The 16956-nt window shown below is 66.8% G+C and carries 13 protein-coding genes; all 13 read right to left on the reverse strand.

Annotation, left to right across the window (positions count from 1 at the left end):
* Window positions 1-2: 2 nt before the first annotated feature.
* The 13 genes from ACJ8AT_RS29040 to ACJ8AT_RS29100 all read right to left on the reverse strand — a co-directional run bounded on the left by ACJ8AT_RS29040 (window position 3) and on the right by ACJ8AT_RS29100 (window position 16938).
* The gene (locus ACJ8AT_RS29040; RefSeq protein WP_407741152.1) at window positions 3-1673 is read right to left on the reverse strand and encodes a serine/threonine protein kinase; all 1671 of its coding nucleotides are present in this window, start codon (window positions 1671-1673) and stop codon (window positions 3-5) included.
* 63 nt (window positions 1674-1736) lie between these two features.
* Window positions 1737-2981: a DUF1501 domain-containing protein gene (locus ACJ8AT_RS29045; RefSeq protein ID WP_407741153.1), complete on the reverse strand. Its 1245-nt coding sequence runs from the start codon at window positions 2979-2981 to the stop codon at window positions 1737-1739.
* Between the two features lie 8 nt (window positions 2982-2989).
* Window positions 2990-4660, reverse strand: coding sequence for a DUF1800 domain-containing protein (locus ACJ8AT_RS29050; RefSeq protein ID WP_407741154.1), 1671 nt, complete (start codon window positions 4658-4660; stop codon window positions 2990-2992).
* A gap of 89 nt (window positions 4661-4749) precedes the next feature.
* Entirely contained in the window at window positions 4750-5469 is a 720-nt protein-coding gene (locus ACJ8AT_RS29055; RefSeq protein ID WP_407741155.1) for an NAD(P)-dependent oxidoreductase, read from the reverse strand.
* 24 nt (window positions 5470-5493) lie between these two features.
* Window positions 5494-6507, reverse strand: a complete 1014-nt coding sequence (locus tag ACJ8AT_RS29060; RefSeq protein WP_407741156.1) for a hypothetical protein — start codon at window positions 6505-6507, stop codon at window positions 5494-5496.
* Between the two features lie 47 nt (window positions 6508-6554).
* Complete coding sequence (gene tssG, locus ACJ8AT_RS29065; protein WP_407741157.1) at window positions 6555-7598, reverse strand: type VI secretion system baseplate subunit TssG; 1044 nt, start codon at window positions 7596-7598, stop codon at window positions 6555-6557.
* Window positions 7562-9304: a type VI secretion system baseplate subunit TssF gene (tssF, locus tag ACJ8AT_RS29070; protein WP_407741158.1), complete on the reverse strand. Its 1743-nt coding sequence runs from the start codon at window positions 9302-9304 to the stop codon at window positions 7562-7564. The genes tssG and tssF overlap by 37 nt, the downstream gene beginning before the upstream one ends.
* Before the next feature lie 22 nt (window positions 9305-9326).
* Window positions 9327-9725 carry a type VI secretion system baseplate subunit TssE gene (gene tssE / locus ACJ8AT_RS29075; protein WP_407741160.1) on the reverse strand — a complete coding sequence of 133 codons (399 nt, stop codon included), beginning with the start codon at window positions 9723-9725 and terminating at the stop codon, window positions 9327-9329.
* Between the two features lie 73 nt (window positions 9726-9798).
* A complete protein-coding gene (gene tssD / locus ACJ8AT_RS29080) occupies window positions 9799-10290 on the reverse strand; it encodes a type VI secretion system tube protein TssD (RefSeq protein WP_407741161.1) in 492 nt (163 codons plus the stop codon).
* Between the two features lie 129 nt (window positions 10291-10419).
* Entirely contained in the window at window positions 10420-11907 is a 1488-nt protein-coding gene (tssC, locus tag ACJ8AT_RS29085; RefSeq protein WP_407741162.1) for a type VI secretion system contractile sheath large subunit, read from the reverse strand.
* 20 nt (window positions 11908-11927) lie between these two features.
* On the reverse strand, window positions 11928-12437 hold the full coding sequence (gene tssB, locus ACJ8AT_RS29090; RefSeq protein ID WP_407741163.1) for a type VI secretion system contractile sheath small subunit: 510 nt from the start codon (window positions 12435-12437) through the stop codon (window positions 11928-11930).
* A 137-nt stretch (window positions 12438-12574) separates the two neighbouring features.
* Complete coding sequence (tssM, locus tag ACJ8AT_RS29095; RefSeq protein WP_407741164.1) at window positions 12575-16237, reverse strand: type VI secretion system membrane subunit TssM; 3663 nt, start codon at window positions 16235-16237, stop codon at window positions 12575-12577.
* Entirely contained in the window at window positions 16237-16938 is a 702-nt protein-coding gene (locus ACJ8AT_RS29100; RefSeq protein ID WP_407741165.1) for a DotU family type IV/VI secretion system protein, read from the reverse strand. Before ACJ8AT_RS29100 ends, tssM begins: the two co-directional genes overlap by 1 nt.
* Window positions 16939-16956: the final 18 nt, after the last annotated feature.

Here is a 16956-nt window from a genome sequence, read left to right on the forward strand (position 1 = left end):
TTTCACTGGTAGGGATCGTCCTTGTAACCATTCGAGCCCGACGGCCTGGACGGCCTCGAGCCCGGCTTCTTCTTCAGCTTCTGGGTGAAGTGGATCTCCGGGCCTTCACCCTCGGGGGTGGCGGTGACGCTGGTGTAGCCATTGAGCTCGAAGGTCAGCTTCGCGCTCGCGCGGCCCGAGTCGCCCATGGGCACCTCCAGCTCCACCGGAGTCTGTCCCACGGCCTTGCCCGCATAGGTCACCCGTGCGCCGCTCGGGTCGCTGGTGATCACGAAGCGCACGCGCTGAGGCTCGGCCTCCGGGGCGGCTGGAGCGGCGGCGGGCGCCGGGATATCCGGGAGATCCTCCGGAGTGAGGTCGGAGTGGGCCTGGGGGGTGGCCGCTGAAGGCTCTTTCACGGGAGGCGTGGGAGCCGTGGGCTGCGGAGCGGCCGTGGCCGTGGGCTGCGGGGCGGGCGGGGGCAGCACCAGCGGAGGCTTGGGCGCGGGCGAGCGCAGGGCGAGCATCAGCACCACGCCCACGCCCACCAGCACCGCTCCGCCGAAGAGGGCCATGGGCAGCGAGTTGCGGCGCTTGCGCTCCTCTGGCTCCTCCACGGAGATGTCCAGCGACATGGTGGAGGCGCCCGAGGCGGAGACCGCCGAGGAGGGCGCGGGAATGGGGCCGGTGAGGGGGCCGGACATGGGCCCGCTGAGGGGGCCGCTGCCCGGGTTGGTGCCGAAGCTGCGCGGGCCCGAGTACACGCCGCTGATCCCCGCGGACGTCAGGGCGCGGCGCGTGCTCTCAATCACCGCGTCCATGGAGTCGAAGCGCTCGGCGGGGCGCTTCGCCAGGCACTTCATCACCAGCGCCTCCACCTCGGGAGGGATGTTGTGGTTGGGCCACACAGCGGCGAACGCCGGGGGCGGCTCGTTCATGTGCTTGACGATGATGTCGATGCCCTGCTCGGCATGGAACGGCGGGCGCCCCAGCAGCATCTGGTAGAGCACCACGCCCAGCGAGTACACGTCGCTGCGCGGATCCGAGATGTTGCGCGCCTGCTCGGGCGCCATGTACTGCGGCGAGCCGAGGATGACGCCCGCCTGCGTCAGCGACACATCCTGGGGAATCTGCGCGTCGGGCATGAAGGACTTCACCAACCCGAAGTCCAGCACCTTCACCACGTCATGATCCGTCTCCTGGTTGAGGATCATCACGTTGGCGGGCTTCAAGTCCCGGTGGATGAGGCCAATCTTGTGCGCCTCGCGCAGCGAGCGGGCGATCTGCTGGGCGATGCTGAGCACGCGGGGCCACGGCAGCGGCCCGGTCTGCGTGAGGAGCTGGGAGAGCGTCTGCCCCTCCAGGTACTCCATGGCGATGTAGTAGATGCCGTCGTCCGTCTTCCCGTAGTCGATGACGGTGACGGTGTTGGGGTGGCGCAGCTTGGAGGTGACGCTGGCCTCGAGGAAGAAGCGCCGCTGGAAGCCCGGGTCCTTGTCCTGGCCATACTGGGGGTTGAGGACCTTCAGAGCGACGAGCCGGTCCAATGGCGCCTGGATGGCCTTGTACACACGGCCCATCCCGCCAGCGCCCAACGCCTCGAGAATCTTGAAGCGCTCGTTGAGGACCCGGCCCAGCAGGGGGTCCACCCCGGTGGGTGGCGCGCCCCCTGTCGAGGCGTCGCTTTCGATCATGTGCTTCCCCGCCGCCCCAGGCGGCCTGAATGCCAATCCTGGGGGTATGGTAGCACCGGAGCTTCAGCCGCCCAAGAGACCGAGGAGGGCGGGACGGGCGCCAAGCCCTGGAAATACGGCCTCGGGTGTGGCAAGGCCGCAGTGCGTCACCAGGGCCTCTGCCAGCACGGTGCGGATGTCCGTGAGTGAGGGCACGTCTCTCCCATCCAACAGGTAGGGTTCCGAGAGCCCCTTCCACGGGCCGTGCACCCGCCCGCCGCGCACCTTTCCTCCCAGCACGAGCACCGCGCCGCCGGTGCCGTGGTCCGTGCCGCGGTTGCCGTTCTCGTGGGCGGTGCGGCCGAACTCGGTGAAGACGACGACCAGGACCTCCTCGAGCCGAGGGCCCAAGTCCGTGGCGAAGGCAGCGAGGCTCTCGCCCAAGTCCTTCACGCGCTGGGCGAAGGGGCCTCTCTCGCGGCCCTGGAGGATATGGGTGTCCCAGCCGCTGGCCTCGGTGGCGGCGAGCTGGAGGCCCACGTCCGCGTGGATGAGGCGGGCCAGATCCTGCAGGCGGCGGCCCAGGGGCGAGCGGGGATAGGTGGCGCCGTGACTCGGGGGCTGATCAGCGAGGCGCTTGTCGGCCACGAGCGAGAGGGCCGAGGAGGTCTCCACGCCAGTGGTGCGCAGGGCCTCGTCCACGGCGGCGGCGTAGAGCGAGTCGAAGCTGACGGGGGCGGCGCGGCCGGGGGCGCCGAGGCGGAAGCCCTCCAGGGACTCCAGGGCGAGAGCGGGCGCGTCTCCGGCGAGGGCGCGCGGGAGGGTGGGTTGCAGGGCCACGGCCCGGAACGCGCTGGCGGAGGGCTGCTCGGGGAGCGAGGCGAGGGCCCGGTTGAGGTAGCCGTCGCGGGTGGACTTCAAGCCGGGAGTGCCGGACTCGACGAAGTCCTGCGCATCGAAGTGGCTGCGCACGGGCTGAGGCAGCCCCACGGCATGGACGGCGGCGAGCGCGCCATTGCTCCACCACGGCATGAGGGGAGCCAGTCCCGGGTGGAGGCCGAAGGTGTCATCCAGCCGGAGCGCCGCGTCCTCGCCCGAGCCGGGAGCACCGAGCGCGAGGTTGGGGCGCAGGCGGAAGTAGCCGGGATCCCCCACGGGAGGCACGAGCGACAGTCCATCCGCTCCGCCCCGCAGGAAGAGGGTGACGAGCACCTTGCGGCGGCCTGAGGGCAGGGCCTCGGCGGCGCGAGCGAGGAAGGGAGGCAGGATGGTCAGCCCCAGCAGGGACAGGCTGGCGGACTTCAGCAGGGAGCGGCGGGAGAGGGGCATCGCGGTCCTCACTGCTTCTGGAATTCGGGGGAGCCGAGGAGGAGGCCGACAGCGCGGCGGAGATCCACGGGGCGCACCTCGCCATCGGGCATGTGGCCCTCATCGCCCGGCTCCAGCGCGGCCAGGAGCGTGGTGCGAGTCTGGGGAGAGAGGGGCTCATACAGGAGCCGGAGCGCCAGCGCGTCCACCAGCGCGCCCGCGTCCGCCGGCCCGCTTCTGGGCGCGAGCGCCTTCACATCCACCTCGGTACCCCGCACGCGATCCGCGGCGAGGGCGAGGGCGAAGTTGAGCCGAGTCACCAGGGCGCCAGCGTTGACCCAGGGTGTGGCGTGCTCGGGAAAGCCGGTGGGAGCCGGGGCGCGGTAGAGCGGCTCGCCCATGCGCTCGACGGCTCGGGCCAGCGAGGGGCCGCCGTCCGTGGTGCCGCCCAGGGCGCGGATGCCGGAGGCCACCAACTCCAGCGGCGTCTTGGTCTTGGTATCCCGGGCCGTATCGGACCAGAACTCGGGAGAGGTGAAGAGCGCGGTGTAGACGGCGCGCAGATCTCCATCTGTGTCGAGGAACACCTGAGCCAGCCGATCCACCAGTGTGGCAGGGGGCTCGTCCGCGACGAACTTGCGCGCCAGCTTGGTGGCGATGAAGCGAGCGGTGGAGGGGTGGCGGGCCAGCATGTCGAGCACCTGATCTCCCTCGCGTTCGCCACCGCCCGCGGGGAGCTTGTGCCCCAGCACGAGCTTCTCGCCCGAGTCATGCGCGTCCGGGCGGAAGACGAAGGAGGGAGCAACGCGAGGACGGTTGAGTGACCAGCCGGTGAAGACGCGAGCCACCTCGTGTACATCCTCCTGGGTGTAGCCGCCGTCGACACCCAGCGTATGCAGCTCCATCAACTCGCGCGCATAGTTCTCATTGATGCCGCGAGCGTTCTGCCGGAAGGCCGGAGGAAGGCCCCCTCGGCGGCGCGGCTCGAAGCCATCCCGGACACTCGTCCAGTTATCCAGGTAGAAGAGCATGGCCGGGTGGCGCGCGGTGGCGCCGAGCAACTCCCGGAAGCGCCCGAAGACATGAGGGCGGATGGCGTCACGCTCGTAGGAGGTGACCATCCACCGCACGGGCCCCTTCTCCGCCGAGACGTTCAAGTGGTTGAACCAGAAATCCACGAGCACTTCCTCGAGCTGGCGTCGGCTCTCCACAGCCCGGATGAGCTTCTGGGCCATGAGATCCAACGCCACGCGGCGGGGCAAGGCGTCTTTGCCGAGCATGGCGGCCAGCTCGCGGCGGTCCTCCTCAGACTCCAGCGGCATGCCGAGTTCCTTGGCCTGCTCGCGGAGCGGCGGATAGCGGGCAATCAGCTCCTCGGTGCTGAGGTGGAGCGTGGGCAGCGGCTCGAGGCGCGCGGCCACGGCGTCATCCGGAATGGCCTCGGGGTGGAGCTGCAAGGCAATCCACCGGGCGACGCCCAGCTGGTGCACCTCCTCCCAGTCCCCGGGCGAAGGCCCGTAGGCCAGGCGCCTCAGCACGTGCAGCGCGCGCTGGTCCTCGCTCCACCCCGTGTCGGGCAGAGCCAGCGGAGGAATGTCCGCCGTGGAGGGAGTCGAGGTGGGCTTGGAGGTCGAGGCGCACCCCACGGCGAGGAGGGCCGCCACGCACCACAGCGCTGTCCGGTGAGAGCTCACGTCCATCACGCTGCCACGAACCCCGGGAGGGCAAAAAGGTTTCAACTCCTTCCTTTGCCAGACGGCGCACCCCACCACGAGTGCGCGCGGCTTTCCTAGCCCCCGAGGACCGGTGAGAGCCGGATGTAGCGCCGGCTCCGAAGCTGCTCGAGCATGAACGTGGCCACGTCGGCCCGGGAGATCCCCTCGGGCACTTCGGTCCACCCGACAGAGACCTGGTAGCTCTGGGTCGCGGGCTCATTCGTGAGCCGGGTAGGGCGGACGAGCACCCATTCCAAGGGGCTGCCGCGGATGAAGTCCAACTGCCGCTCCCAGGCCTGGATGGGATTCTTCTCGAGGAACGGCGAGAGCAGCTTGCCCAGGAGTCCTCGGCGGATCCAGCCCTCCTTCGGAGGCGGAGGCGCCAGGCAGATGAGCCGATAGACTCGATACTTCTGCATGGCGGCCATGATGTGCTCCGTCGCCTTGAGCAGCGCTTCGGTCCCTCGGCGGCCCGAGAACCCTAGCGCTGACACCACGGCTCTCTGGCCCAGCATGGCCGCGTCGACCGCGTCGGGATTCAAGACATCCCCCTCGACGATATGCAGCTTGGGGTGCCGGACCGGCAACGCCCTGGGATCGCGCACGAAGGCAGTCACGGTGTGGCCCTCCGCCAGGGCTTGCTCGACCAGGCAGCGTCCCGTGCGTCCCGACGCACCGAAGATGAGCAGCGGAATCGCGAGCTCTTCCTGCTTCTGCTCCTGCGTCCGTCCGTAGGTGACGGTGTTTCCGCGGGCAGTCACCGAGATGCTGAGCATGTCGTCAGGCTTGTCCATGGCGGGCCTCTTCGTTCAGGGGCGCTACGGCCGGACTTCCGCCGTCTTCGCCTGGGGAGGAACCAGCTCTTCAGGGACCTGGGGAGGCGAGGCCGGTGGAGAGGCTTCCACGGGCTTCGCCCCCGCCAACAACTCCGGCTGCACGAGCCGCACCCACAGGGAGGGGCTTGTCCCCACCAGCCGGGCGTCCTTCACCGAGAGGACCCGCTGGGCCTGGGCGCGGCGGTACGGCAGCGGAGGCATCGTGGGCTGCTGCGGGTCGAGGTTGGACATCACCACCTGCTCGTCAAGCACGATGCCCTCCGGCTTCACCGCCAGCGTCGAGGTGAACTCGATCTTGCGGTACAGCCCGCTGGGCAGCTTGAGCACCTGCTCCCGGCTCAGGGGAAACCACGCGGGGCCCAGGCAGCTCCCATCACTGTCACTCGCCACCGCTTCAGCGAAGAAGCGGCCCTGACGCAGCGGGAGGACCCGCGCCATCCGGCGGCAGACGGGAGGCGCTTCGTCCGTGCAGACCTCGCCTTCAGCGACCAGGACCGTGACATCCCCCGCCTGCTCCAGGCGCAGCCGGGACTGCCGAGGATAGGCACGCAAGCTCCCCAGCGCTCGGACGACGAAGCCTTGGGGAGTCCGCTCCACCAGCCCCACGGGGCCCAGCCCCTCTCCATTCGAGAACCTCCGCGTGACGACCCAGACGAGCCGCAAGTCGGCGCGCACCGTCTCCAGCACGAGATCCTCATCGGTCAGCCGGCTGGGAGGCGGCAGCGGCTTCGCCTCGGGGCCGGGCTCGCGGCACTCCTCCACCTGCGGCTCCTGCCAGACCACCGGCACGCCCGAGCAATCCACGCTGGGAGAGGGCGCCACCCCCTGCTGGCGATCGAAGCCATGGAGCAGCAGGGCGAACCAGTCATCCGGTGTCGGAACGACGCGCTCGGACATGGCGGCCGGCGCGACGCACATCCGTGGCAGGGGCTGCGAGGCGCAGGCCGTGAGCAGGGCGCACAGGCCCGTACTGAAGAGAAGGGAGTTGGGACGCATGAAGTTCTCGGCTTGGGACAGAGGAAATCCACTCAGGGTCCGCGCGCTCATACGGCCCCCGGAACGGTCAGCCGGTTTTGCCGGTTCGTGCCGAGCCAGGTGTCTCGCCCGAGCTTCGAAGGCCAACCGCTGGAGAGGGTGAAGGAGTGGGTGACGCTCTCGGAGAGGAACAGCTCGAAGGTGTACTCGAGCGGATCCCGGACGAAGAGAGAGACGATCTCGCGTGCCAGGGGGTACAGATCTCCATCCGTCATGAGCCGACGCCAGGCCCGGGGCGAGAGCGGTCCAATCTCCACCTGGAACCGTCCCATCCGGTCATACGCCCTGCCGCCCAGCAGCGTGTTGCGCCCGAGCAGGTTGTTGATGACGCCGAGCCGCATGCGCGCGTCGATGTCTACCCACCGCCCCACGAATTGCCGGACGGTGACCCGCGCTCCTTCCAGCTCCTCGGCCAGGACATCCTGCAGCGCCATCTCCAGCTTCTCGGCGGTGCGAATGCGGCTGACCAGCAGGCAGGCGATTCGCAGCAGCCGCCAGGGGGGCAGGATTCCCGGCCAGGATCGCTCGTAGGTGTCGAAGCCCGACAGCGCCAGGATGCGGCGAGACCATTGATCGGTGCAGCTCGCCGTCAGCTCTCGGGTCACGCGGTATCGGGACTCGATACGGTACAGCAACGACAGGAGCCGGTGATGGAACAGATCCAGGAACTCGCGCTGCACGGCCTCGTCTGGATCTTCCTGGGCCACCTCCTCGGCCAGATACAGCGGCAGCGGAGAGGCCGAGCCCGTGAGCCCGAGGAAGGTTGTCGACACCTCGAAGAGGGGGCGCCGGGAGTCTGGATCATCCGGCCGGGCAGGCACCTCCCGCAGCACCACCGCGCTCACGTCGCCGGATGAGAATCCCAGAGAGGGATCATGCCGGAAGCGGATGCGCTCCTCCGTCACGGGGCCCATCTCGCCGACGCGGGCCGCATCCGCGGTGAGCCGCTCCAGGAAGGCCACCAGGGGGAAGAACCCAGGCTGGTGGGGCGCGGAGCGGATGACCTCCGAGGCTTCTACAAGGTCAACTGCGAGCCGTTGCGCGGAAGCCACGAGTACTCCATCTGGGAAGGCTGGAGGCGGATGCCCAGCTCGTTGAAGGAATTGAGCGTCACGTTCGAGGCGAACAGCTCATCGAGGATGCAGCCGAAGAGGAACGCGTCCCCGGCCCCCAGGAAGCTCGTCTCATCAACCCCCACCGTGATGCGATTGCCGCGAAGGGGGCTGCCATCCAGGAAGCGCGTCCCGGGCTTCACCTCGACGGACCGGATGGCATTGATGCGCAGCCGCGTGGCGCGCGCAGCCAGATCATCCGTGAGCGCCTTGAAGTTGTAGAGCTCGAGCAGGCGGCGCAGCGAGTCCGCTCCCGCCAGGGTCTGCTGGTTGACGGCCAGGTGCGAGAGGAGCCGCCAGTGCAGCTCCGTGCCGAGCGGCGCACGCGCAGGCCGGCTGACCGGAGAGATGTTCTTGAAGCGTGCATTCGTCGGAGAGGTGATGGTGGGCAGGTGGACGTCCCCCACCTGGAGCCGCGTCGGAAGCGAGCGGTGCGTGCAGGTGAGCTCGACGGACAGCGTCTCGTCGGCGATGGAGGGCGTCACATCTCGTGGCGTCTCCAGCGAGAGGTAGGTGTCGATGCCATCATCAATGGGGGAGGCCGCTCTGCGCAGGCGGTAGAAGGCCGGCTCCACACTGTCCCCCATGGCGTGGGCGAACTCGAAGAAGGGGCGGTAGTTGCGGCGCTCGTTGAGCCCGGCCTGTAGGCCCGTGACCGAGTCCACCGAGAAGACCTCCATGTGCCGAGGCTCGACACCCTGGGCCCGCACGAGCTGGTCATGCGACAGCACGTTGTGGCGCAGCGGGTGCGCGGAGGCGGAGAACAGGTTGATGGCGGGCGCGCAGTAGAGGCGGAACATCTCCTGGCCGACGCGGGCCTCCAGCGGGGGAGGGCGCTCGAATTGGAAGGCCAGCTCGAACCGGTCGCTCGCGATGTGGCGCGCGGCATCCAGCCCGCGCACCTCGAAGAAGAGGAACTTCTCCGGCAGGGTGAAATACTCCTGGAGCTGCCGGTACCCCTCGGAGGACCGAGGCCAGGGCAGGAGACGGAAGTCGCGGTCGAACCCGAGGCTGTGAATGGCGCGGGGGCCGAGCTGGACGGACTCGCCATGGCCGTTGTTGACCTGGACTCCGCGGCAATAGCGCAGCAGCCACAGGAGCATGAGGGCGCTGGTGGCCAGCTCGGCGTGGATGAAGATCCGCAGACCGGCCGGGCGGAAGATCTCCGAGTAGATCTGCTCGTGCGCCTGGAAGAACAGCCGCAGCACCGGCGAGGTGACAGACGACTTGTCGAGCAGCGCCTCCTCCAGCGTCAGGGGCAGCAGCTCCACCTCCGAGGTCGTGCGAAACACGCACGAGGTGCCATCGAGCGGACGCGCGGCGATCTCCACACCCGCGGGGACGGTGGAGCGGCCGCGCAGGGCCCGCACCTGGGGAGTGAACTCGATGATGGTGGAGGCCGGGACGGGCCGCAGGTAGTGCGGCAGCAGGAGATCCGTCAGGACATGCACCATCTCGGGGATGTCATCATCCACGCGCTCGCGGATGCGCGCGGTCAGGAAGGCGAAGCCCTCGAGCAGCCGTTCGACGTCCGGATCCGCGCCGCGCTCGACCAGCATCCCCGCGACGCCGGGGTTGGCCAGGCCAAACGCTCGCCCCATCTCTCGCAGATAGGCCAACTCACTCAAGAAGTACTTGCTGAACATGAAATGCCCTCGGGCAGCGGACTCACCACAGCTCGATCTGGTTGCTTCTCCCCAGCCGCGTGAAGAAGCGGATGGGCCGACGTGAGCCCCGCTGCACCAGGTGCGCGGAGACCTCGAACTTGAGGCTGGTGGGATCCAGCTCGTCGGGGACGTGGAGGACGGAGACGTTCTTCAGGCGAGGCTCGTACTCCTGGATGGCCTGCCTCAGCGACTGCTGCATCCGATCAATGGCGGACGGGAAGGTATGGATGATGTCGTTGAAGTCCATGATCCCAAACCCCGGAGCCGCCACGGACTCCCCCTTGCGGGTGTTGAACAGCACGCGGAGGTGCGCCGTCACCTCCTCGACGGGATCTCCCCGCCGCGAGGTGTGCACGTCGCCACTCTTGAGACGGGAAAAGAGCCCGCGGTTCGTCGTCATGTTTCGCCGTGCAGGGAGAACTCCAGGGGGGCACCCGCTGTCGGGGTACGGGTGCCCCCCCGAAGCGAGCGCGCTACCGCTGCGCGCTCCAGGAATCCTCGTGCGTCACGCCACCGTTGGTGTACGTCCACCCGATGGTGTGGAACACGAAGGTGAGCTCCTCGAGGGCCGGATCCTTGGAGGTGGCCGGGACGATGGTGTCCGGCACCACCTGCTTGATGGTGTTGATGCGGCCCTGCTTGAAGTTCACCGTGTAGAACTGCTCCGTGGTGCCGTCACCGGTCGGGTTGGGGCGGAAGAACTTGAAGCTCGCCTCGATGACCTGGTTCTCGCACAGCGCCTTCATCAGCAGCGGCGTGGACTTGTCGATGCGCTTGCGGATGAGCAGCGGCTGATACTGGCGCCGGCCCGTCGCGAGACCGGAACCCGCCTCGCGCGCGGTGATGACGCCCTGCTCGTAGTAGACGCACTCGATGGAGCCGTCGCGGCCCAGGCTGACCTGGGTGCTCTCGCCCTTGATGTCCGTCCCGTTTGCCTTCAGGTAGAGGTGTACTGTTTCGGCCATTGCTGCCTCGATTGGACTGCGGGGTGTGGGGTGAACCGGGCCCGTTGCCAGGCCCGGCGTTGAGGAGGACTTCACCGGTTGCCGCATGCCCTGGCAGCCAGTCCTCTCCCGCTCCGGGTGGAGCGAGGGTCACTGCTTGTCGAGCTTGCCGACGAGCGACAGGGTGAAGGAGGCACCCATGTACTTGAAGTGGGGGCGGACCTGGACGCTGCACCGGTACCAGCCGGGCTGGCCCTCCACGTCCTCGACCGTCACACGCGCGCTGCGCAGCGGCCGGCGCGAGCGCACCGCGGGCGCCGGATCATCCATGTCCGCCACGTACTGGCTCAGCCAGGTGTTCAGCTCGCGCTCGAGATCCGTGCGCTCCTTCCAGCTGCCGATCTGCTCGCGCTGGAGCACTTTGATGTAGTGCGCCAGACGGGTCATGATGAACATGTAGGGCAGCTGGGTGCCGAGCCGGTAGTTGGTCTCCGCCGCCTTGCCCTCGGGCGTGCCGCCGAAGATCTTCGGACGCTGCGCCGAGTTGGCCGAGAAGAAGGCGGCGTTGTCGGCGGACTTGCGGAACACCAGCCCGATGAAGCCCTCCTCGCTCAGCTCGTACTCGCGCCGCTCGGTGAGGAGCACCTCGGTGGGGATCTTCGTCTGGATCTCCCCCATGGCCTCGTAGTTGTGCAGCGGCAGGTTCTCCACCGCGCCGCCGGACTGGGGGCCGATGATGTTGGGCGCCCAGCGGAACTTGGCGAACGAGGCGGCCACGCGGGTGGCCAGCGCCGTGGAGGCATTGCCCCACAGGTACCGGTCGTGGTGGCCGACGAGCTCCTCGGTGAAGTTGAAGGCCTTCACCGGCACCGTCCCCTCGCCGTAGGGCAGGCGCAGCAGGAAGCGCGGCAGGCACAGGCCCACGTAGCGAGAGTCCTCGCTGTCGCGGAACGACTGCCAGCGCGCGTACTGCGGCCCCTCGAACATGGACTTGAGGTCCTTGAGGTTGGGCAGGTTGAGGAAGCTCTTCTCGCCGAAGAACTCGGGCCCGATGTTGGAGAGGAACGGCGCGTGCGCCATGGCCGCCACGGAGGCGCACTTGGTCAGCAGCTGCATGTCCTGCGGGCCCGGCCCGAAGTCATAGTCGCCGCAGAGCAGCCCGTAGGGCTTGCCGCCGAACACGCCGTACTCGTTCGAGTAGACGAGCTTGTACAGCCCGGACTTCACCGTCTCCGGCGCATCCTCGAAGTCCTTGAGCAGATCCTCCTTGGAGACGTTGAGCATCTCCACCTTGATGTTCTCGCGGAAGTCCACCTTGTCGATGAGGAACTTCAGCCCGCGCCACCGCGACTCCATGGACTGGAAGGTGGGGTGGTGGAGGATCTCGTTGACCTGGGCGCTCAGCCGCCGGTCGACCTCCGCGATCATGGCATCCACGAGCGCCTGATCGATGCGCTCCTGGGAGCGGTTGGGCGCCAGCATCTCGGCGATGAAGGCCTGCACGCCGTGCTTGGCGACGTCATACCCCTCGTCACGAGGCTTGAGCTTGGCCTCGGCGAGGATGGTGTCGAGCAGCGAGCCGTTGCTGTCCACCACGGCTCCGGAGTCATTCTTGAGGAGATTCTTGTCGGTATTCATGGGAGGTGTCCTCTCGTGGGTTACTGCTTCGGCTCGTTCTTCTCGTCAGGCTTCAGGCCCAGCTCGCGCATCAGCGTCTGGCGGCTGTCCGCGTCGTTGAGCAGATCCTGGAGCCGGCGGCGGAAGGCGGGGATGTTGCCCAGCGGGCCCTTGAGGGCATGCAGCGCGGAGCGGAGCTTGAGCAGCTTCTCGAGCTCCGGCACCTGGTGGACGATGCTCTCGGGGGCGAAGTCCGACAGGTTGCGGAACTCCAGCGTCACGGGCAGCGTCGCGCCGGCCTCCTGGGACAGCTTGTCCGGCACGGACAGCGTCACCTGCAGGTTCTGCTGCGCCATCACGTCGTTGAAGTTGTCCTTGTCGACGTTGATGGGGGCGCGCTCCTCGAGGGGCCGGTCGTCCGGCTTCCCTGTGAAATCCCCCAGCATGAGGATCTTGAGCGGCAGCTCGACCTGCTCCTGCGTATTGCCTGTCGCAGGTTGGTAGACGATGTTGACGCGCTCGGTAGGGGCGACGGAGGTTTCCTTGCTCATCTGCGACCGATCCTTTGGGTTTGTGTACGGGTTGGGTGCTGACTACGGGACGACAGGTTGAAGAAAGACAGACGGGTGGCACCACCGGCGCTCGGCGTATGGAAAAGACAGAGGCTGGCAGCGCGCGAGGCGGTGCTTCAGGGAGAGGACTTGGCGGTGGTGATGGGAGGCGGGCAGTCCCGGTCCTCCTGGGCAATGCCAGCGGGAGGGATCAGCCGGGGATCCCGGAAGATTTGAAACAGCTTGGAGGAAGGATTCGCCGCGCTGCCGAAGAAGGGATTGGCGAGCCGCTCCGGGCGTATGTCAATGGAGACCTGGGCATTGTTCAGGTCAGGGATCTCCCAGATCGCGGTGAAGGAGCGCCCATCGGGGCTGGGCTCGATCTTCTTGGCGCGCTCGAGGAGCCGGAAGAACCCCCACTCGCCAGGCGCATCGAGGTCGGCGGTGTTGCCCGCGGTGCTCACCACCCGCAGGTGCGCGCCGAGAGCGCCAGCCGGCCCGGGCCAGCTCATCGATCTCCACCGGTCGTCCGGTCCATTGCGATAGAGCTCCTCCGAGCCATCCACGGTCAGCGTGATCGACGCGATGTCCGAGGGAGAAGCGTCCGCGAAGCCTCCCGGACGGATTCGTACCGTGAAGCGCACGAGTGGATCCGCGGTGTCACCGGGGAACAGCGTTGTGGCCAGGGCATTGACGCGCTCCAGATAGGTGAGCAGCTCGCCCTTGTATAGACCCGAGCCAGAGGACGGCTTCACGGCGAACTCCCACCGCCTGCCATCGGGCAGGATTTCGCCCGCGAGCTGGGCTTGTACGAACATCTTCACGGCGCCGGTGGAGGGGTGAAGGAATTGAGTGAGCTCGGGCAGAGGAGCATCCTGCAGCGAGTCCTTGTTGAAGGGATACCGCTGAGCCATCAACGACTTGAACTGGTGGTAGATATCCGTGCACCACTTCTGGCTCTTCTCCTGGAGAACCTTCCGGGAGACGACGCCTTTGACCTCCTTGAGCGGTGGGAGGAGGATCTGCTCGAAGATGGTGTGATCCCCTTCCTGGCTCTTGATGATCAACTCCACATTGTTCCGTTCTACCGCGATCTTCTCCAGGAACGAGGACTCCTCACCAGGCTTGTCCCGCATCGCCAGGAGCATCTGTTTCACGCGCTGGAGGTGCTCATGGTACATGTCGAGCTGCGTGAAAGTTTCTTGGCCGTCATCGGACTTCAGGAGCGTGGTGCTGAACGAGAGCAGCGATTTGAAATGCCTCTCCACATCGAGTGGAGCCAGCTCGGGATCGCCGACGGATGAAGGGCGATCGATGAGCGCGTGGCTCTGAGACGCTGGCTCAGGGGGCTTCTGACCGAGGGCCCGATCGACAAAGTTGGTGATGGCATTACCAACGGCGTTCTTGGGTGGCTCCAGATGAACGTTGTATGCGAGGGTGCGAAAGAGCCTGCCGATGGGGGGTGGCTTGCCGCGTGTGAGGCTATCCAGGAGCAGCTCTGTCTGATTCATATCCTTGGGCTCTTCCACGCTGACTGAGTAGAGGAAGTCCGTCCATTCCTGGATGTACTGCTGGTAATAGGCTGTGCGCAGCGCCGCGCGGTTCGTCTCCTGGTTCTCCTCGGCATCCCGGTTGAGCACCCAGGCTTCTGAGTTCCCGAAGGCATCGTCCATCTGCTTGCGAACAGAATCCTCCCACGCCACTCGGGTGAAGGCCCCGCGCACCTGCTTCGTGGCGTGCATGAGGGGGACTGCGCCGACGGAGTCGCCCAGGGACACGTTGGCAAACCTCCTGGAGGCCTGATCGACGATGCGATCCATCTCCAGGGTTGCCAGCGGGACCCGGTTCAGCGCCCGGCGTGCATCCCGGGTGAGCTGCTCATTGAGGGGAAAGGCCATGTGCTCGCGATCCCTCGCCAGCATGGCGATATAGGTTTTCGCATGGTCGGAGATGGTCTGCTCCACGTTCGCTTTGCTGTCACGGCCGCCAATGTCTTCCCAGTGCTTGATTATCTGCTTGACGAGCCACTTCTGCTGCTCCTTGTCGAGTTCGGGCACTCGAGAGGCAGGCGGGTAGGTGATCAGAAGGTACATCTTGAGATCGTCGAAGTGCTTACCGTAGGACTCGTTGCTGGGCTTCCACTCCAGCTGATCCTGATTTTGGGAGAACAGCTCCAGGCTCTGTTTGATGCGATCATATTGATGGCCGAGGAGCAGCGCCTTGAGCTGGCTGTTGTAGAAGCTCTGTGCGAGCGGGAACAGCACAGCTCCCTTGTACAACCCCATGCGCAGCCACAGCGGCGCACTCCCGTCCTGGTATTGAGTCAGCTCATCCAACTGGTGCTGTAGCGCGCCCAGCTCTCGGAAGCGGGTGATGTCCTCCTTGTTCGTCGGCTGCACGGAGACGATGGCCTCGCGGACCTTTTGGAGCATCTCCCGGTTCTCGAAGAAGGAGAGGGTGGGCAGCACCAGCAGTGCCAGGGCGATGGCCAGACAGGCTCCGGCCATGGTGTAGCGGCGCTTGCGCTGGCGGATCTCCTCCATGGAGCTGCGGACCGCGAGCTTCTGGTCCTGGAACATGACCTTGTTGAACACGTCCCAGATGAAGAAGCTGCGGCCCTCTGTCACGGCTTCCGCCGAGGGACGAGCAGGGGAGAGCAGCGCGTCGCCAGGCGTGGTCTGCTGGCGTTGCTCGAGGGGGCGCACCTCCTGCGTGCCGCTGGAGAAGTAGACGCCGCGCATCACCGGCGTGTCCTGGAAGACGTTCTCCAGGAAGAGCGGCTGGATGAACTCCGAGAGGTTCTTGCGGATCGAGTCGAAGCGCTGGGGGAACTGGTAGATGCGCTCGCGTGTCTCCAGCCGGCGCTCTTGACCGAGCCGGCGGACGGACCGCTGCTCCAGGATGCCCGTCATCTCATCGAAGCGCTTGAGCAACAGCTCGGTCGGCGCTTCAGGCTGGGTGGCCATCGGGACAGTGAAGCCCCAGATCTGTCCTCGCTCGGAGCGGGGCAGGTCGGAGAACATCTCCACGAACCCGGTGAGCAGATCACACTTGGTGATCATCACGTAGATGGGCACCACGATGCGCAGCCGGGAGGTGAGCTCGTCGATGCGCTCGCGAATGCGCTGGCCCAGCTCGCCCGCGGCCTGCGGATCTGTCCCCATCAGCTCGTTCACGCTCACCGCGACGATGAGCCCATTGAGGGGGCGCTGAGGCCGGTGTCTGCCCAGGGTGTCCAGGAAGGAGATCCACTCCTCCCGATCCTCCTCGCCCGAGACATAGCGGCCCGCCGCGTCCAGGAAGACAGCCTCGTTGGTCAGCCACCAGTCGCAGTGGCGTGTCTGGCCGACGCTGCGCCCTCCCCCGCCGCCCCTGTTGGAGAGATAGGGGAACTTCAACCCCGAGTTGCGCAGGGCGGTGCTCTTGCCGGACTCCGGCGGGCCAATGACGAGATACCAGGGCAGGACCGAGAGCGCATCGCGCCCGCCGCGTGACAGCTTGGAGGTCTTCAGCGCCGCTGCTGCCCGAGCAAACTCGGTCTGCATGGCTTGGAGCTCTGGGGAGAACTCGGTACGGGCCGCCTTGGCTGGCTCTGGGGTGGAGGGCGTCGGCGGCTTCTCGGAGGCCTGCTCTCGCTTCTTCTTGGCACGTGCGAGCAAGCGGCGCACCAGCGTGACCAGCAGGACGAAGAACACCGTCACGCCCGTGGCGATCAGGGCCGCCTTGTCGGATACCTGGGAGTAATGGTTTCCTCCCCAGACGAGGCCCAGCACGAGTACGGCAATGGCGTAGAGCAGCATCACTGGGCCTCCTTCGAGACTTTCGAGACTTCGCTCATGTGTTTTTCAATGGCATTCACCGTCTCGAGGGCCGTGAGATTCAAGGAGTAGTAGAGGCCACCGTAGAAGATGAACGCCGCCGCCACCGCGACCAGGGCTGCCGACGTCAGAGAGAGCCGGCGCTTGGCCAGGGTGAGGTTCTCCACCGGGCGCTCGCCGTGAGGCGAGAGCACGTCGAAGTCGAAGGGCTGAGCCCGCTCCAGGTCCTTCTGGACGGTGTCGATGAGGCTCAACAACTCCAGCTCGCCCCCGCGGATGCGGTAGCGGCCCTGGAAGCCAAACAAGAGGCAGAGGTAATAGACTCGCAGCACCTCCGAGCGATGGGGATCCTTGCGGATGGCGTTGATACGGTTGAAGAAGCTGTCGCCGGCGACGGTCTCGTTGAAGTAGTGGAGCTGCAGCAGGTTGCTCATCCAGAACTGCCGATACGGCTCGGGCCTGGCAAGGACGAGCTCGTCGATGAGCGCCACCAGCGCGTAGCTCATGTCCTGAGCGTCCTGGCTGCTGAACCCCAGGACGGCCGCGCGCCGGAGCACCTCATCGATGACGCCGCGGAGGCGATGATTCAACACCTCGGGGGGAGGGACGTCGGCCGACTCCGCCTGGCGCAGGCGGACGAGGGCGTCAAAGCAGTCTTTCGTGGCTTCGTTGACTCGATCCATGACATTTCCAGAATGCTG

Origin of the sequence: Hyalangium sp. (assembly GCF_045802625.1) — a bacterium.
In the GTDB taxonomy this organism is placed as follows: Bacteria; Myxococcota; Myxococcia; order Myxococcales; family Myxococcaceae; genus Hyalangium.